The 16,363-nt window shown below is 71.0% G+C and carries 17 protein-coding genes; 9 read left to right on the forward strand and 8 right to left on the reverse strand.

Annotated features, from left to right (window positions below; all coding sequences use genetic code 11):
* The first annotated feature begins 56 nt into the window (after positions 1–56).
* The 6 genes from DEI91_RS06030 (at position 57) to DEI91_RS06055 (ending at position 5,555) form a co-directional block, all read left to right on the forward strand.
* Positions 57–1,244: a glycosyltransferase family 1 protein gene (locus DEI91_RS06030; protein WP_309148043.1), complete on the forward strand. Its 1,188-nt coding sequence runs from the start codon at positions 57–59 to the stop codon at positions 1,242–1,244.
* Between the two features lie 75 nt (positions 1,245–1,319).
* Positions 1,320–1,781: a succinate dehydrogenase, cytochrome b556 subunit gene (sdhC, locus tag DEI91_RS06035; protein WP_111051434.1), complete on the forward strand. Its 462-nt coding sequence runs from the start codon at positions 1,320–1,322 to the stop codon at positions 1,779–1,781.
* Positions 1,782–1,791: 10 nt separating this feature from the next.
* Positions 1,792–2,238, forward strand: a complete 447-nt coding sequence (gene sdhD, locus DEI91_RS06040; RefSeq protein ID WP_110889974.1) for a succinate dehydrogenase, hydrophobic membrane anchor protein — start codon at positions 1,792–1,794, stop codon at positions 2,236–2,238.
* Between the two features lie 55 nt (positions 2,239–2,293).
* Positions 2,294–4,087, forward strand: a complete 1,794-nt coding sequence (gene sdhA, locus DEI91_RS06045) for a succinate dehydrogenase flavoprotein subunit (protein ID WP_110824559.1) — start codon at positions 2,294–2,296, stop codon at positions 4,085–4,087.
* Between the two features lies 1 nt (position 4,088).
* On the forward strand, positions 4,089–4,862 hold the full coding sequence (locus DEI91_RS06050; RefSeq protein ID WP_110824560.1) for a succinate dehydrogenase iron-sulfur subunit: 774 nt from the start codon (positions 4,089–4,091) through the stop codon (positions 4,860–4,862).
* Positions 4,863–4,913: 51 nt separating this feature from the next.
* Positions 4,914–5,555: a TNT domain-containing protein gene (locus tag DEI91_RS06055; protein WP_181439506.1), complete on the forward strand. Its 642-nt coding sequence runs from the start codon at positions 4,914–4,916 to the stop codon at positions 5,553–5,555.
* Positions 5,556–5,634: 79 nt separating this feature from the next.
* On the opposite strand, the gene DEI91_RS06060 is transcribed toward DEI91_RS06055, so the two are convergent.
* The 8 genes from DEI91_RS06060 to ptsP all read right to left on the reverse strand — a co-directional run bounded on the left by DEI91_RS06060 (position 5,635) and on the right by ptsP (position 13,979).
* Positions 5,635–6,318, reverse strand: coding sequence for a DUF805 domain-containing protein (locus DEI91_RS06060; RefSeq protein WP_309148044.1), 684 nt, complete (start codon positions 6,316–6,318; stop codon positions 5,635–5,637).
* A gap of 136 nt (positions 6,319–6,454) precedes the next feature.
* Positions 6,455–7,045 (reverse strand): DUF805 domain-containing protein, encoded by a 591-nt coding sequence (locus DEI91_RS06065; RefSeq protein WP_111051436.1) that lies wholly within the window; start codon positions 7,043–7,045, stop codon positions 6,455–6,457.
* A gap of 33 nt (positions 7,046–7,078) precedes the next feature.
* The gene (locus DEI91_RS16455; protein ID WP_258374307.1) at positions 7,079–7,807 is read right to left on the reverse strand and encodes a DUF805 domain-containing protein; all 729 of its coding nucleotides are present in this window, start codon (positions 7,805–7,807) and stop codon (positions 7,079–7,081) included.
* A 202-nt stretch (positions 7,808–8,009) separates the two neighbouring features.
* Complete coding sequence (locus DEI91_RS06075; RefSeq protein WP_111051437.1) at positions 8,010–8,942, reverse strand: NADP-dependent oxidoreductase; 933 nt, start codon at positions 8,940–8,942, stop codon at positions 8,010–8,012.
* 91 nt (positions 8,943–9,033) lie between these two features.
* Positions 9,034–10,185, reverse strand: a complete 1,152-nt coding sequence (locus tag DEI91_RS06080) for a mannitol-1-phosphate 5-dehydrogenase (RefSeq protein ID WP_111051438.1) — start codon at positions 10,183–10,185, stop codon at positions 9,034–9,036.
* Positions 10,182–10,619, reverse strand: a complete 438-nt coding sequence (locus DEI91_RS06085) for a PTS sugar transporter subunit IIA (RefSeq protein ID WP_111051439.1) — start codon at positions 10,617–10,619, stop codon at positions 10,182–10,184. The genes DEI91_RS06080 and DEI91_RS06085 overlap by 4 nt, the downstream gene beginning before the upstream one ends.
* Before the next feature lie 75 nt (positions 10,620–10,694).
* Positions 10,695–12,254 carry a PTS mannitol transporter subunit IICB gene (locus DEI91_RS06090; RefSeq protein WP_181439507.1) on the reverse strand — a complete coding sequence of 520 codons (1,560 nt, stop codon included), beginning with the start codon at positions 12,252–12,254 and terminating at the stop codon, positions 10,695–10,697.
* A 66-nt stretch (positions 12,255–12,320) separates the two neighbouring features.
* Positions 12,321–13,979: a phosphoenolpyruvate--protein phosphotransferase gene (gene ptsP / locus DEI91_RS06095; RefSeq protein ID WP_111051441.1), complete on the reverse strand. Its 1,659-nt coding sequence runs from the start codon at positions 13,977–13,979 to the stop codon at positions 12,321–12,323.
* 242 nt (positions 13,980–14,221) lie between these two features.
* Between ptsP and DEI91_RS06100 the strand changes: the two genes are divergently transcribed.
* The 3 genes from DEI91_RS06100 to DEI91_RS06110 all read left to right on the forward strand — a co-directional run bounded on the left by DEI91_RS06100 (position 14,222) and on the right by DEI91_RS06110 (position 16,347).
* On the forward strand, positions 14,222–14,992 hold the full coding sequence (locus DEI91_RS06100; protein ID WP_110824569.1) for a DeoR/GlpR family DNA-binding transcription regulator: 771 nt from the start codon (positions 14,222–14,224) through the stop codon (positions 14,990–14,992).
* A 97-nt stretch (positions 14,993–15,089) separates the two neighbouring features.
* Positions 15,090–15,362, forward strand: a complete 273-nt coding sequence (locus DEI91_RS06105) for an HPr family phosphocarrier protein (protein WP_111051442.1) — start codon at positions 15,090–15,092, stop codon at positions 15,360–15,362.
* A gap of 142 nt (positions 15,363–15,504) precedes the next feature.
* Positions 15,505–16,347 (forward strand): exodeoxyribonuclease III, encoded by an 843-nt coding sequence (locus tag DEI91_RS06110; protein ID WP_111051443.1) that lies wholly within the window; start codon positions 15,505–15,507, stop codon positions 16,345–16,347.
* Positions 16,348–16,363 lie beyond the last annotated feature (16 nt).

Raw genomic sequence — 16,363 nt, forward strand, 5'->3', positions numbered from 1 at the left:
CCATGAACGCACGCAGCGTGGAGCGAGGCACCGAGTCCCCCCGGACCGTGGCCGTCGTGACCGAGAGCTTCCTGCCCACCCTCAACGGCGTCACCACGAGCGTCCTCGCGGTGCTCGAGCACCTCCGCCGACGCGGTCACCGGGCGGTGGTCATCGCCCCGGACACCCCGGGTCTCGCCGCCTGGCGGTCGCGGTCGGAACAGGAGCGGCACCTCGGGTTCGACGTCCACCGCATCCCCGCGGTCGCGTACCGGCAGTTCCCCGTCGCACTCCCGCACCCGGTCCTCGACACGATCCTCGCCGCCTCCGGCGCCGACGTGCTCCACGCAGCCAGCCCCTTCCTGCTGGGGGGCCGCGCGATCACGGCGGCCGGGAGGCTCGGCATCCCCTCCGTCGCCGTCTTCCAGACCGACGTTGCCGGGTTCGCCCGCCGCAACGGCCTCTCCGCGGCCGCCCCGCTGGTCCGCCGGGTCCTCGGGCGGATCCACGCCGGCGCCTCGCTGACGCTCGCGCCGTCCTCCGCGACCGCGGCGATGCTCGCCGAGGAGGGCGTGCCGCGCGTCGCCCGGTGGGGACGAGGCGTCGACACCGCGCTGTTCCACCCGGCCCGCCGGACGTCCGCCTCCGTCCGCGCCGTGCGCCGCCGCATCGCGCCGCGCGGCGAGACCATCGTCGGTTACGTGGGACGGCTGGCACCGGAGAAGGAGGTCGAGCGGCTCGCCGAACTCGGCGGCATGCCGGGCATCCGGGTCGTGGTCGCAGGAGGGGGACCCTCCCGCCCGTTCCTCGAGCGTCGACTCCGTCACCTGGACGTGACGTTCACCGGACCGCTGCGCGGTGCCGACCTGGCCGACGCCTACGCGATGCTCGACGTCTTCGTGCACACGGGTGCGGCGGAGACGTTCGGGCAGACACTGCAGGAGGCCCACGCGGCCGGCCTGCCGGTCGTCGCCCCGGCCTCCGGCGGACCGCTCGACCTCGTCGCCCCGGGCCTCGACGGCGAGCTCTACGACCCCGACGCACCGCTCGCCCTGCGCCGCGCGGTCACCCGGCTGCACACGGACCGCGCGCTCGCCGAGCGGATGGGGTCCGCCGGTCGCCTCCGCGTCGAGGGCACCACGTGGGAGGCGGTCGGCGACGAACTGCTCGCGCACCACGAGACGGCCCGCACGATCGGCGCTCCCCCGGCCCCCACACGCACCGCCCGGACGGGGTGGGACGAGAAGGTCGGTGCTCGGACGTAGGATGGAGGTGTTCCACACGAACACGACGGCAACGGCGCGCCGATCGGTGCGCCGGCCCTACGGGAAGGCGAGCTCATGGCCGAGCAGACCGCAGGCGGGACGGCGACAGCCGCACCGCAGGTGACCATCGACGGTACGTCGATCGACTCACCTCGGACGCGTGTCCCGCAGGGAACGCTGTACCGCGGGAGCATCGGGATGTGGTCCTGGGTCCTGCACCGGATCACCGGCGTCGCGATCTACTTCTTCCTGCTCGTGCACATCCTCGACACGGCGCTGGTCCGGCTCTCCCCCGAGGCGTACAACGCCGTGATCGGCACGTACAAGACGCCGCTGATGAACCTCGGCGAGATCGCCCTCGTCGGCGCCATCGTGTTCCACGCGTTCAACGGGCTGCGGATCATCCTCATCGACTTCTGGTCGAAGGGTCCGAAGTACCAGCGGGCCATGTTCTGGGTCGTCCTCGTGCTCTGGGCAGTGGCGATCGCGGGCTTCCTGCCACGCCAGCTCATGAACCTCGTCGCCGACTTCAACTGAGGGCTCCGTCATGACCACCGAGACCATCGCTCCGCCCCGCAGCGCCGACGCTGCCCGCCGCACCACCAACTGGGAGAAGTGGGGCTGGATCTACATGCGCGCGTCGGGCGTCCTGCTCGTCGTGCTCATCTTCGGCCACCTCTTCGTCAACATGGTCGCCGGCGAGGGCGTCAAGCAGATCGACTTCGCCTTCGTCGCCGGCAAGTGGGCGAGCCCGTTCTGGCGGATCTGGGACACCGCGATGCTCTGGCTCGCGCTCGTCCACGGGTCGAACGGCATGCGGACGATCATCAACGACTACGTGGCCAAGCCCGGCGTCCGCAAGACCCTGCTCGGCGCGGTGCTCCTCGCCTGCGTGCTCCTGATCGTCCTCGGCACGCTCGTGTGCTGGACCTTCGACCCGTGCCCCGCCGGCGCCGCCGCCGCGGACCTGCCGTCGTTCTGCCCCGCGCAGTAGCGACGTTTCGCGCACGACGTCCCCGCACGCTCCACCTCCTGATCGAAAGACCCCTGTGACCGACATCACCGTCCACCACCACCAGTACGACATCGTCATCATCGGCGCAGGAGGCGCCGGCATGCGAGCCGCCATCGAGGCCGGGCCGAAGGCGAAGACCGCGGTCATCTCGAAGCTCTACCCGACGCGCTCACACACGGGCGCGGCGCAGGGCGGCATGGCGGCAGCGCTCGCGAACGTCGAAGAGGACTCGTGGGAGTGGCACACCTTCGACACGATCAAGGGCGGTGACTACCTGGTGGACCAGGACGCGGCCGAGATCCTGGCGAAGGAGGCGATCGACGCCGTCATCGACCTCGAGAACATGGGGCTGCCGTTCAACCGGACGCCCGAGGGCAAGATCGACCAGCGCCGCTTCGGCGGGCACACGCGTGACCACGGCAAAGCCCCGGTCCGTCGTGCCTGCTACGCCGCCGACCGCACCGGCCACATGATCCTGCAGACCCTCTTCCAGAACTGCGTGAAGCTCGGCGTCGAGTTCCACAACGAGTTCTACGCGCTCGACCTCATCATGGTCGACGTCGTCGGGGACGACGGGGTGACCCGGAAGCAGCCGGCCGGCGTCGTCGCGTTCGAACTGTCGACGGGCGAGCTGCACGTGTTCCACGCGAAGGCGATGATCTTCGCGACCGGCGGCTTCGGCAAGATGTTCAAGACCACGTCGAACGCGCACACCCTGACCGGTGACGGCGTCGGCATCGTGTGGCGCACCGGCCTCCCGCTCGAGGACATGGAGTTCTTCCAGTTCCACCCGACCGGTCTGGCCGGACTCGGCATCCTCCTCACCGAGGGCGCCCGCGGCGAGGGCGCGATCCTCCGCAACGCCTCCGGGGAGCGGTTCATGGAGCGGTACGCCCCGACCATCAAGGACCTGGCACCGCGTGACATCGTCGCGCGGTGCATGGTGCAGGAGGTCGCCGAGGGCCGCGGCGCCGGCCCGAACAAGGACTACGTGCTGCTCGACTGCACACACCTCGGCGCCGAGGTGCTCGAGACGAAGCTGCCGGACATCACCGAGTTCGCCCGCACCTACCTCGGCGTCGACCCGGTCGTCGAGCCGGTGCCGGTGATGCCGACCGCGCACTACGCGATGGGCGGCATCCCGACGAACGTCAAGGCCGAGGTCCTCGCCGACAACACGACGGTCGTCCCCGGGCTGTACGCCGCGGGCGAGTGCGCGTGCGTCTCGGTGCACGGATCGAACCGCCTCGGCACGAACTCGCTCCTCGACATCAACGTGTTCGGCAAGCGCTCGGGCAACAACGCCGCCGAGTACGTGCAGACGGCCGAGTTCCTGCCGCTGCCCGAGGACCCCGCGGCGAACGTGCGCGGCATGCTCGAGCAGCTCCGGGCCTCCACCGGGACCGAACGGGTCTCCGTGCTCCGCAAGGAGCTGCAGGAGGAGATGGACAAGAACGCGCAGGTGTTCCGCACCGACGAGTCCCTCGCCCGCGTGACGGAGACCATCCACACGCTCCGGAACCGCTTCATGCAGGTCTCGGTGCAGGACAAGGGCAAGCGGTTCAACACCGACCTGCTCGAAGCGGTCGAGCTCGGGTTCCTGCTCGACCTGGCCGAGGTCGTCGTGTACTCGGCACGGAACCGCAAGGAGTCCCGCGGCGGGCACATGCGCGACGACTACCCGAAGCGCGACGACGAGAACTACATGCAGCACACCATGGCGTACCTGACGGGCGATCCGCACTCGTCACTCGCCGACGACCACATCACGCTCGACTGGAAGCCCGTCGTCATGACGCGCTACGAGCCGATGGAGAGGAAGTACTGAGATGACCGACACCCTGGTCTCCGACGCACCCCGCACCGACACCGTGCAGGACGCCCCTCCCGGGTCCTTCTCCGTGACGGTCATCGTCCGGCGGTTCGACCCGGACGTGGACGACGAGCCGCGCTGGCAGGACTTCGACGTCATGATGCTGCCGACCGACCGCATCCTCGACGCGCTGCACAAGATCAAGTGGGAGCAGGACGGGTCCCTGACGTTCCGACGATCCTGCGCGCACGGCGTGTGCGGATCGGACGCGATGCGCATCAACGGGCGCAACCGGCTGGCCTGCAAGACGCTGATCAAGGACCTCGACATCTCGAAGCCGATCTACGTCGAGGCGATCAAGGGCCTGCCGCTCGAGAAGGACCTCATCGTGGACATGGAGCCCTTCTTCACGTCCTTCCGCGAGGTCCAACCGTTCCTGCAGCCGAAGTCGGCGCCGGAGAAGGGCAAGGAGCGCATCCAGTCGGTCGCCGACCGTGCCCGGTTCGACGACACGACCAAGTGCATCCTCTGCGCCGCCTGCACGTCGTCGTGCCCGGTGTTCTGGACCGACGGGCAGTACTTCGGCCCGGCTGCGATCGTGAACGCGCACCGCTTCATCTTCGACTCGCGTGACGACGCGGCCGACGTGCGCCTCGACATCCTCAACGACAAGGAGGGTGTCTGGCGCTGCCGGACCACCTTCAACTGCACCGACGCCTGCCCGCGCGGGATCCAGGTGACGAAGGCGATCTCCGAGGTCAAGCAGGCCGTCATGCGCGGCCGTGGCTAGCAGCGCGACGCCGCCAGCATCGTCATGGGCGGGCGCGCTAGGCTCCCGCTCATGACGTTCGCGGACACTCGGCCCATCCTCGATCAGCTCGGCTACACGGTCCGGTACGTGCAGCTCCCCGGGGAGACGCTGCACGAGCCGCCGGTGGAGGGTGCACTGCGGATCGTGCCCGTCGACGCCGAGGCGTTCGCCCTCGAGGTCGTCGACTACGGCACCGCTCGGCGGCTCGCCACCGCACGCGGTGAGGACGACGCGGTCGAGATGCTCCGGCGGTTCCTCAACCGCCCGTTCCCGGACGCGCGGGACGTCCGCCGGTCCGACCTCGACCAGATGCGTGACCGGTCGGCGTCGACCTACCCGCAGCTCGCCCAGCAGGTGGCGACGACGGGCGACGCCGGACTGACGATCCAGATCCCGGCCGGCGTCCCGGTGGACCGCATCGGCGGCCCGGACGGCTACCTCCTGCACCCCATCGAGACCCCGTTGCACGCGCGGTCCCTGCCGCCGCACGCCACGGCCTCCCCCGAGGTGCACCGGTACGTCGTCGAACGGCCGTTCCTCGTCACCGTGCGGTTCGTGCACCCGTGGTTCGACCAGCCGGGCGGTGCCCTCCGGTTCGAGATCGCCGACCCGACGACGACGATCCGCGACCTGGTCGTCGACGGGTCGCTCGCGCGGGTCCGCGTGGTCTGACCCGGCGCCCGAGCCGCCAGCGCGACGGAGCCCTCCTCCCCCGGTCGGGGAAGGAGGGCTCCGTCGCGTTCCGGGTGTCTCAGCCGCGCTCGGGGCGGTCGAAGCGCTGCCCCTCCGGCTTCGACGGGAGGATCGTCAGCACGAGCAGGATGATGCCGCCGACGAACGGGATGACCGACAGGAAGAAGAACGGCCCCGCCAGGTTGGCGTCGTGCAGGCGGCGCCAGGTGATCGCCAGGTTCGGGATGATCGTGGCGAGCGAGTAGAGGGTGAGGAGGACGGCGGCGATCCAGTAGAGCGCGTTCGGCGATCCGGAGGTCGTGCCCGTGACCGGGTCGGACTGGATGCCGGAGGTGGCCCCTCCGACGCCCATGAGGACGTAGAGCACGCCGACGACGATGACCTGGGCGAGGTACCACCACCAGAACTCGCTGCGGCTCGCGCGCCCGTCGAAGCGGACGTACTTCGTGAAGACGCGCTTGACGGCGTTCGGGAACGAGATGCCGTACCACGGTGCCCACAGCGGCGGTTCACCGTTCGGGCCGGTCTGCACCTGCTGGCCGTACTGCTGCGCCTGGCCGTACGGCTGCTGGCCGTACTGCTGCTGGCCGTACGGCTGCTGGCCGTACTGCTGCTGGCCGTACTGGCCCTGCTGCTGCCCCCACGACGGCTGGCCGTACTGCTCCTGCTGCCCGTACGGCTGCTGCCCGTACGGCTGGTCGTCGTCGCGCTTGCCGTACGGCTGCTGCGGGTTGTCGCTCACGGTGGTCTCCCTGGTGTCGAGGTGCGCTCGACTGTGAGTCAACCAGGGTTGCACCCGGCCGCGTGGCCGACCTGCCGGGGACGACGACGGCGCCCTCCGCCGAGGAGCGCGCCGTCGTGCCGAGCCGGACGGTCCTCTAGCGGTCCGTGGGTCGGTCGAACCGAGCACCCTCGGGGTTGGACGGCAGGACACCGAAGACGATCCCGACGACGCCGACGAACAGCGCGATGATCCAGAGCGCCCCCGACAGGTTCGCGTCGTGGAGCCGTCGCCAGCCGAGCGCGAGGGACGGCACGAGCGTCGCGAGCGCCCACAGCAGGCCGGCGATGAGGAACACGAAGGCGATCGGCGGTGCCGGGTTCGACACCTCGTAGACGCCGTAGTCGGTCCGGACCGTCCGCGTGGACGCGAGCGCGGCGGCGAGCAGGACGCCGCCGCCGGTGAGCACGGTGGACACCACGACGTTGACGAGCATCCACCACCAGAACTCGCTGCGGCTGGCACGGCCGCTGAAGGTCGCGTACTTCCGGAAGAAGCGTCCGACGGCCTTCGGCAGCGAGATCCCGTACCAGGGCGCCCAGAGCGGTGGCTGCCCGTCCGGTCCGACCGGGGCCGCGGCGCCGGGCGCCTGCTGGCCGTACTGCTGCTGGCCGTACTGCTGCTGCCCGTACTGCTGCTGTCCGCCGGGCTGTCCGCCGGCGTTCGGCGCGGGATGGTGATCGGTCATGGGGTCCCCCAGGAGGTCGGTGGTCGGATGTGGTCAGCCGCGGTGCGGCTCGTCGAACCGTGCACCTGCGGGCACGGACGGCAGGAGCCCGATGACGAGCGCGAAGACGGCGCCCACCGGCGGGATGATGAAGAGCAGGGCGAGGAGGCCCGACATGTCGACGTCGTGCAGGCGTCGCACCGTCAGCGCGATGAACCCGAGGAGCGTGGCGAGTCCCCACAGGCCGCTGACCCACTCGGAGTCGCCGGCACCGATGACGCTCTCCACGATGCTCGCGGCGGCGCTGCCGATGAACCACCACAGCGCCCAGAACCAGAACTCGCTCCGGCTGGCACGGCCGTCGAACCGGACGTACTTCTTCCAGAACCGCGTGAAGGCCTGCGGGAAGGGGATGCCGTACCAGGGCGCCCAGAGCGGCGGCTCCCCCTGCGTCGCCGGCGAGCGGCCGAACGACTGCTGCTGCGCCGACTGCCCCGGCTGCTGCCCGTACGGCGCCTGCTGCCCGTACGGTGTCTGCTGCTGGCCGTAGGGCTGCTGCTGGCCGTAGGGCTGCTGCTGCCCGTACGGCTGCTGCCCGTACGGCTGCTGCTGGCCGTACGGCCGCTGCCCGTAGGGTGCCTGCTGCTGGCCGTACGGCGACTGCTCGCCCGGCGCCGTCTGCCCGGCACCCGACGGGCTCGCTCCGGACGGACCGGAGGACGGCTGCTGGCCGTACGGGGACTGCTGCCCGTACGGGTCCTGCGGGGGGTACTGGTCGCTCACGGGGTTCCTTCCTCCGAACGGGCACGAGGCGCCCGGAGTCGACCGCGACGGAGCACCAGCACCGTCCACGACCAGGTCGCGGAAACGCCACTCCCCCGCATGCTGTCCCCACGCGCTGCGCCCAGTCTGGCAGGAGGCCGCCCACTCCGACGACCGACACATCGGACACGGTGTCGTTCCACGACGACCGCCGTTCGCCCGCTCAGGGCACGAGGGCGAGCTTCCCGCCCGGGTGGCCGGACTCCAGCAGCTCCGCCGCGGCCCGGGCATCGGCCAGCGGGAACGTGCGCGCGACCGGCACCGTCAACTGCCCTGCGGCCGCGAGGTCCACGAGCCGCTGCCGCACCGCGTCACGGAAGGCCTTGCTCTCGGGCTGCGCGCCCCCGATCGCCGTGAAGCCGTCCTGCTCCGCACGCCCGGGGGCGGCGATGGTGACGATGCGGCTGCGGTCCGCGACCAGCGCGAGCGAGACGTCGACCGCCTCGTCGCTCCCGACGCAGTCGAGGGCCACGTCGACGCCGGCCGGTGCGAGCGACCGGATCCGTGCCTCCAGGCCGTCGCCGTACGCGACCCACTCGCCGCCGTGTCGTCGGACCGTGTCGGCGGTGCGCTCGGAGGCGGTGCCGATCACCCGCGCGCCGAGGGGGCGCAGCAGCTGCAGGAGGGCGACGCCGACCGCGCCGGAGGCGCCGTGCACCACGATCGTGTCCCGCCCCTCGGTCCGGGTGACGCGCATCATGTCGGCGGCCGTCGCTCCGGCGAGCAGCAGGTTGGCCGCCTCGGCGAAGCCCAACCGTGCCGGTTTCGCGAACACGTCGGCGGCGGGGACGGTGACGCGCTCCGCCCACCCACCGGCGATGCGGAAGGCGAGGACCTCGTCGCCGACCGCGCCGCCGCCCGACGCGATCTCCGTCCCCGGCCCCAGGGCGCTGAGGACGCCGGCGACCTCGTACCCGACCGGGATCGGCAGGTCCGACGGGTCTCCCTGCCGGGTGTGCTTCGTGTCGGCGGGGTTCATGCCGGCCGCGCGGACGTCGATGGTGACCTCGCCGGGCCCGGGCGGCGCGACCTCGGTGTCGACGTACTCGAGGACCTCGCTGCCGCCGAACCGCGGGGCGACCCAGTGCTTCGTCATGGCGACGACGGTACGCCCCGGCCCCCGGACGGACGGGAGGCCCGGTACCAGCTGGTCCCGGGCCTCCCGTCCGTCTCGGAGTCGCGAACGCTCAGGCCCGCGCCGCTCCGACCCGTCCCGTGAAGGACGCGTGCAGCGGGTGCTCGCCGCCGAGACCGATGATCTCGGACGCGATGTCGGCGTCCGACCGGTCGGAGCGCAGCAACGCCTGGAGCTCGACGCTCTGCTCGTCGTCCGCGACGTCGAAGCGGAGCGCGGCGGCCATCGCGTCGAGCAGTGCGGTCGGCTCGGTGCCGTTCTCCGCCAGTGCTGCCGCCGGGGACACGAAGCGCTCGTCACGCGAGAGCTTCCGGAGCGGCTGCCGACCGACGCGGGTGACCGTGTCGGGCAGGTGCGGGTTCTCGAAGCGGGCGATGATCGCCGCGACGTACGCGCGGTGCACCTCGGGGTCGAGTTCGTGCCGGCGGACGAGCAGGTCGCTCGTCTCGGCGAGCACGGCCTCGAGGGCCGAGCGCACGGCCGGCAACGCGACCGCGTCGGAGATCTTGTCCGCACCGGCGAGGAAACCGTGGTACGCGACGGTGGCGTGCCCGGTGTTCACCGTGAAGAGCTTCCGCTCGATCGAGGCCGCGAGACCGTCGACGTAGTGCGCACCCGGGATCGTCGGCTCGGCACCGGCGAAGGGCGTCCGGTCGATGGCCCACTCGAAGTACGTCTCGACCGTGACGTCGAGGCCGCCGTCGGCGGGCTGCGCGGGGACGATGCGGTCCACGGCGGTGTTGGCGAACACGGCCTTGGCCAGCACGGCCGCTCGGTCCTCCTCGGGGAGGGCGTCGACGATGAACTCACGGAGACGGTCCGTGGCGTTGATCGCGTTCTCGCACGCCATCACGACGAGCGGGGCGGCGTCGACGGAACGCGCCAGCAGGCCCTTCGCGATGACGGGGGCGATGAACTTGAGCACGGTCGGACCGACCGCGCAGGTGACGATGTCGGCGGTCGCGACCTCGGTGACGACACCGGCCTCGTCCTGCGCGCTGTTCACGGCCCGGAAGCCGGTGACCTCGTGGTCCTGCGCGCCGGCACCGACCTCGTGCACGGTGTACGAGTCGGCGGCCGCCAGGGCGTCGATGAGCGGTGCGGCGACGTCGGCGAACACGACCTCGTAGCCCGCCTGGTGCAGGAGGAGCCCGACGAAGCCGCGGCCGATGTTGCCCGCGCCGAAGTGGACGGCGGTGCTCACTCGTTGACCTCACCGAGGATCGCGAGCACGGCGGCGGCGTCGGGCGCCTCGGTCAGTGCCAGGACCTGGTCCTCGTCGGAGAACACGATCGCGATCTTGCTGAGGATGTCGAGGTGCTCGTTGTTGACGCCGGCGATGCCGACGACGAAGCGGACGTCGTTGCCGTCCCAGTCGATCGGGGTTGCGTACCGGACGAACGAGAGCGCCGACGCCTTGATCGCGTCCTTGGCGTCGTTCGTCCCGTGCGGGATCGCCAGGAAGTTGCCCATGTAGGTCGAGACGCTCTTCTCGCGCTCGAGCATGGCCGGGTAGTAGTCCGCGGTGACCGCACCGGCGTCCTGGAGGATCGCAGCCGCCTCCTTCATCGCCTCCGACTTGGTCGGCGCGGCGTCCTCGGTGTGGATGCGGATCTGGCTCTCCTGCAGGACGGGCATTCGGGGTCTCCTTGTTCGTGGATGACGGCGGAAGAGGGGACGGTCGCCCGTCCCCTCCTCCATCGTGCTCTTGTCTTACTGGTTCTTGAGCTGGTCGACGACCTGGTCGTACTGCGGAGCGTTCATGAAGTTGCCGACCGAGACGTGCTGGGCGTTCGGGTTCTTCTGCTTCGCACGGTCCGTGAGCTCCTCCTGGGTGATGATGAGGTCCTCGTCACCCGAGAGGTTCGCGATCGCCTTGTTGACGACCGTCACACCCTCGATACCAGCCTTCTTGATCTTGTTGCGCAGGACACTCGCACCCATGGCGCTCGAGCCCATGCCGGCGTCGCAGGCGAAGACGACGTTCTCGATCCGCGTCGCCGTGGCGGTGCTGGCCGAACCGACGCCACCGAGCGAGGCCTCGGCCTCTTCCTCGTTGGCCGGGGAGTTGTTCCCGAGCAGGCCCGAGGTCGCGGCGTTGACGTCCCGGCCCTTGTTGGCCTGGAGCTTCGCCATCGCGGCGCTCATGTCGCCGCCGTTGCCGGCGGCGAGGTCACGCTTGCGGCTGGCGAGGAGGAAGAACGACGCCACCGCGAAGGACACGGCCGCCGACAGGACCACCGAGAGGATGACGCCGACGTAGCTGTCCTTCGCCGTCGCGGTGAGGACCGCGATGATCGAACCGGGCGACGCCGGGGCGACGAGGCCGGACTGGAACGCGACGTTCGTGGCGACACCGGTCGCACCGCCGAGGATGACGGCGACGAACAGGATCGGCTTCTGCAGCACGTACGGGAAGTAGATCTCGTGGATGCCACCGAAGAACTGGATGAGGATCGCGCCGGGAGCGGTCGAGCGGGCGATGCCGACACCGAAGAAGGTGAAGGCGAGGAGGATACCGAGACCGGGTCCGGGGTTCGCCTCGAGGAGGAACAGGATCGACTTGCCGGACTCCTGGACCTGCTGGGCACCGAGCTGGTCGAGCACGCCGTGGTTGATGGCGTTGTTGAGGAAGAAGACCTTCGCCGGCTCGATGATGATGCTGGCCAGCGGGAGGAGCGAGCTGTCGATGAGCGCCTTCACCGCGGCACCGAGGCCCTCGGCGATGAGCTTGAACAGCGGGGCGAGCCAGAAGAAGCCGATGAGCGCGAGCACGAAGCCGAGGATGCCGGCCGCGTAGTTGTTCACGAGCATCTCGAAGCCGGGCTTGATCTTGCCGTCCCAGATCTTGTCGATCTGCTTGATGAGCCAGGCACCGAGCGGGCCGCAGATCATCGCGCCGAGGATCATGATCGTGCCGTTGGCGCCGATGATGACGCCCATGGCCATGATCGAGCCGACGACCGCGCCGCGGGTGTCGTAGACCATCCGGCCGCCCTGGAAGGCGATCGCGAGCGGGATGAGGTAGGTCAGGATCGGCCCGACGAGGCCGATGTTGGCCACGCCGTCCGTCTCACCGAAGCCGCCGAGGACGCCGACGGGCGTCCAGCCGGTCTCGATGAAGAACGCGGTGATGAGGCCCCACGCGATGAAGATCGCGATGTTGGGCATCACCATGCCGGACAGGAACGTGCCGAACTTCTGGACGGCGACGCGAGCGCCACCCCGCGACTTGTCGCGGGTGTCTGGCGCTGCAACGGACGACGTTGTCATGTGCGTTGACTCTCTGTGTGTGTGCTGCTGCAGGGATCGGGTGTGGTGCTGTGTGGGAGGGGCGGCTCAGGCGGCGTGGACCGCAGCCGCGGCGGCGGACCTGGCGGCCGCTGCCGTGCTGGCGGCGAGTGCTGCCGTCGCCATCTCGCGGGCTTCGTCGAGGGTGTGCTGGCCGAGCTCGGCACGCACGTCGGCGAGGGCCGCGGGGGTCATGGAGAGGGTGGTGGCGCCGAGTCCGACGAGGACGACGGCGAGCAGCGGGTCGGCTGCCGCCTCACCGCAGATGCCGACCGCCTTGCCGGCGTCGGCACCGGCCGCGCCGAGCTGCGCGACGAGGCGCAGGACGGCGGGGTGCCACGGGTCCTGGTAGCTCGCGACGGTGCCGAGCATGCGGTCGGCGGCCATCGTGTACTGCGTCAGGTCGTTCGTGCCGATCGACACGAAGTCGGCGGAGCGGAACACCTGCTCGGCCATCAGCGCGAGCGAGGGGACCTCGGCCATCACGCCGGCGGTGCGGATGCCGAGCTCGCGGGCGAGGCCGACGAAGTACTCGGTCTCCTCGGCATCGGCGACCATCGGAGCCATCACCCAGAGGTCGGCCTCCGTGGCCGCGTCCGCCCGGGCGAGCGCGGTGAGCTGGTCGCGGAGGACCTGCTCCTTGTTCCGCAGGGCGCGGAGCCCACGACGACCGAGTGCCGGGTTCTCCTCGTCCTTGTCGGTCAGGAACGGCAGCGGCTTGTCGGCGCCGGCGTCGAGCGCGCGGACCACGACCTTCTTGCCGGGGAACGCGGCGAGCAGCTGCTCGTAGGACCGCTGCTGCGCCTCCACCGTCGGCGCGGTCGGGGCGTCGAGGAACAGGAACTCGGTGCGGAAGAGTCCGACGCCCTCGGCGCCGAGGTCCACCGCCGCCTGCGCGTCCGCGGGGCTGCCGAGGTTCGCCAGCAGCGGGACGACGTGGCCGTCGGCGAGCGCACCCGCCGTGAGCGGTGCGGCGGCGGCGGCACGGCGCTCGGCGATCCGCTGCTCGACGTCGGCGACGAGTTCGGCGGACGGGTCGGTCACCACGGTGCCGGCGACGGCGTCGACGACGACCTGCTGTCCCTCGGCGAGGTCGTCGGCACCGCTGACGCCGACGACGGCCGTGATGCCCTTGGCGCGGGCGAGGATCGCAGTGTGGGAGGTCGGGCCGCCGTCGCGGGTGACGAGGGCGAGCACCTTGTCGAGGTCGAGGAGCGCGGTGTCGGCCGGTGCGAGGTCGCGGGCGACGAGCACGAACGGGGTGTCCGACTCGGGGACGCCGGGGGCCGGGACGCCGCGGAGCTTCGCGACGATGCGCTGCGCGACGTCGTCGAGGTCGGCCGCGCGCTCCCCCATGTAGCCGCCCATGCCGACGAGCAGGTCGCGGAACTGCGCGAACGCCTCGAACACGGCGCGCTCGGGGTTCGTGCCGCCGTCGATGCGCGCGTGCACGTCGTCGAGGAGCGTCGGGTCCTGAGCCATGAGCGCCTGCGCCTCGAGCACGGCCTGGGCGTCACCGCCAGCGAGCTGCCCGCGCTTCGTCAGGTCCTCGGCGACGGCGGCGAGCGCAGCGTGCACGGCCTGCTTCGCGTCGTCGGCCGAGCCCTCGAGCCCGGCGGTCGACGGCTCTCCCAGCGGGTCCGCCATCCGGAGCACCGGACCGTGGGCAACGCCGCGACCGACGCCGGTTCCGAGCAGATCGGACATGGGGAGACTCCTTCATCTCACGCGCAGCAGCGGTGGGCGGTTCGGGGGGCGGTGCTGGGTCCGGGGCGTGCTGCATCCGGACGGTTCTGCAGCACCCTACATCGCCCCGCGTTGACAAACAAACACATCCGGGGATAAAAATGCAGAAACAGATGCCCGTTTGCGTCTGCCGGGACGACCGGCCGCGGGTCACTCGCGGTGATCCTGCCCGAGCTTGTCCGTTCCGATCCGACGAGGCACCGATGTACGCACCAGAACGCCACCAGCGCATCGTCGAGCAGGCACGGGCGCACGGCCGCGTCGACGTGAAGGACCTCGCCGAACTGCTCGCCGTCACGCCCGAGACCATCCGGCGCGACCTGACCAGCCTCGAGCGCCGCGGGCTCGTCCGTCGTGCGCACGGCGGCGCGATCCCCGTCGAACGGGTCACCCTGCACCCGGGCGTCGGGGACCGCGGCGGCATCAACCAGACCGAGAAGATGGTGATCGCCGAGGCCGCGCTCGAGGAGCTGCCGGAGAACGGCTCGGTGATGATCGACGCCGGCACGTCCACCATCTGCCTCGCGGAGCTCCTGCCGACCGACCGCGGCCTCACCGTCGTCACACACTCGCTCCCCGTCGCCATGGCCGTCGCGAACCGGCCCGGCATCGACCTGCACCTGCTCGGCGGCAACATCCGCAGCGACTCGCTCGCCGGCGTCGGCACGTGGACGCACCAGCTCATCGGCATGGTGAGCGTCGACGTGGCGTTCGTCAGCATCAACGGGATCACCCCCGAGCGCGGACTGACGACGCACAACATGGCCGAGGCCGCCGTGAAGAGCGCGATGATCAAGTCCGCCCGCCGGAGCATCCTGCTCGCCGACCACACGAAGTTCGGCCGCGAGGAGTTCGGCCGCGTCGCCCCGCTCGCCGCGATCGACACGATCATCACCGACCCCGGCGTCAACCTGGACCTCGTCCGCGAGGTCGAAGCCGCCGGCACCGAGGTGTTCTGGCCCGGGCGCGACTGACCCGCCGCGCGTCGTCCGCCCGCCCCACCCCACCCCGGGAACCACCCGCCAGGCGCTCGCTAGCATGAGCGCACCACCCATCGACAGGAGTCCATCGATGTCCGAAGCCACCCGCACCGTCACCGTCGCGAGCGCGTCCGGCCTGCACGCCCGCCCCGCGTCGCTGTTCGTCCAGAACGTCACCGCGTCCGGCCACCAGGTCACCATCGCCAAGGGCGAGAAGTCGGCGAACGCCGGCAGCATCCTCGGCCTGCTCGGCCTCGGCGTGGAGAACGGCGACGAGGTCGTCCTGACCGTGACCGGCGACGACGCCGAGACCACGGCCGACAGCCTCGTCGACTTCCTGCAGACCGACCACGACGCGGCCTGACCAGCGCCGGTTCCGCGCGGCCATGCGGTCGCCATCACGGACGGGAGGCCAGTCACCAGCTGGTGACGGGCCTCCCGTCCGTCGTCCGGTCACCGGTCACCGGCACGACCGGGGCGTCGGAGCACGCCGGTAGGGTGGCTGCATGACACGCCTGCGCCTCGCGACCGTCAACGTCAACGGCATCCGTGCCGCGTTCCGGAAGGGCATGGGCGACTGGCTCGTCGAGCGCGACGTCGACGTGCTCGCCCTGCAGGAGGTGCGCGCCTCGACCGAGGACCTGACCGGTCTGCTCGGCGACGAGTGGGACGTCGTGCACGACCCGGCCACCGCGAAGGGCCGCGCGGGCGTCGCCATCGCGTCGCGGCACCGGGCCCACCTGCACCGCGTCGAGCTCGGGGCCGAGGACTTCGACTCCGCGGGCCGCTGGCTCGAGGCCGACTACGAGATCGGTGGCCGGACCGTCACGGTGGTGTCGACGTACGTGCACTCGGGCGAGGTCGACACCCCGAAGCAGGACGAGAAGTGGAAGTTCCTCGACGCGATGACCGAGCGTCTGCCAGCCCTCCGCGCGCACAACCCGCTCGCGGTCGTCGTCGGCGACCTGAACGTCGGGCACGACGAACGCGACATCAAGAACTGGAAGGGCAACGTCAAGCGTGCCGGCTTCCTGCCGCGCGAGCGCGCCTACTTCAGCCGGTTCTTCGGCGCGGAGGGCGAGCAGATCGAGGGCGCGGACGGCTCGACCGGTCCGGGCCTCGGCTGGGTGGACGTCGGTCGTGCGCAGGCCGGCGACGTCCCCGGCCCGTACACGTGGTGGTCGTGGCGCGGCCAGGCGTTCGACAACGACTCCGGATGGCGCATCGACTACCAGGTCGCGACGCCCGAGCTCGCCGCGACGGTGACCTCGTACACCGTCGACCGCGCCGACGCCTACGACCAGCGATGGTCCGACCACGCCCCCGTCGTCGTCGACTACGACCTCTGATCCCCGCTCGCTCACC

Source organism: Curtobacterium sp. MCBD17_032 (assembly GCF_003234855.1).
Lineage (GTDB): Bacteria > Actinomycetota > Actinomycetes > Actinomycetales > Microbacteriaceae > Curtobacterium.